Genomic DNA, 488 nt, shown 5'->3' with positions numbered 1-488 from the left:
GGCACGTCCGTCAGCAGGTTCTGCGCGTCGAGCGGCATGCCCGCCGGCAGGTCGTCCGGCAGCGGCTCACCGATCAGCAGCACCAGCGCGTTCAGCGCCTGCGCGCGGGCACGCGCCTGCGCCTGCTGGTTCGCGAGCGCCGTCTCGACCACCGTCTGCGCCTGACGCAGCTCGAGCTCCGAGCCCGTGCCGTTGTCGAACTGCAGCTTGGTCAGGTCGTAAGACGCCTGCGCGGTCTTCAGCGTGTCCTCCGTGACCTTCAACAGGTCATCGGTCGACAGCAGCGTCAGGTATTGATCGGCCACCTGCGACACCAGCGAGATCTCCGACGCCTGCCGCGCATACGCGGTCGACAGGTATTGCGCGAGCGCCTGGTCCTTCAGGCTCTGCACGCGGCCGAACAGGTCGAGCTCCCACGACGCCGACAATCCGACGTTGTAGGTGCGCGAGATCAGCGGCTGGCCCGTCTGCGATACACCAGCCGGGAA

Annotated in this window: 1 protein-coding gene; it reads right to left on the bottom strand. The window is 67.8% G+C overall.

Annotation, left to right across the window (positions count from 1 at the left end; translation table 11 throughout):
- The coding region (locus tag HWX07_RS36780; RefSeq protein ID WP_175879492.1) for a TolC family protein at window positions 1–488 on the bottom strand (488 nt) is incomplete at both ends.

Origin of the sequence: Burkholderia sp. BCC0097, assembly GCF_902832985.1 — a bacterium.
Lineage (GTDB): Bacteria > Pseudomonadota > Gammaproteobacteria > Burkholderiales > Burkholderiaceae > Burkholderia > Burkholderia orbicola.
This window is presented reverse-complemented; position numbering and strand designations above follow the sequence as displayed.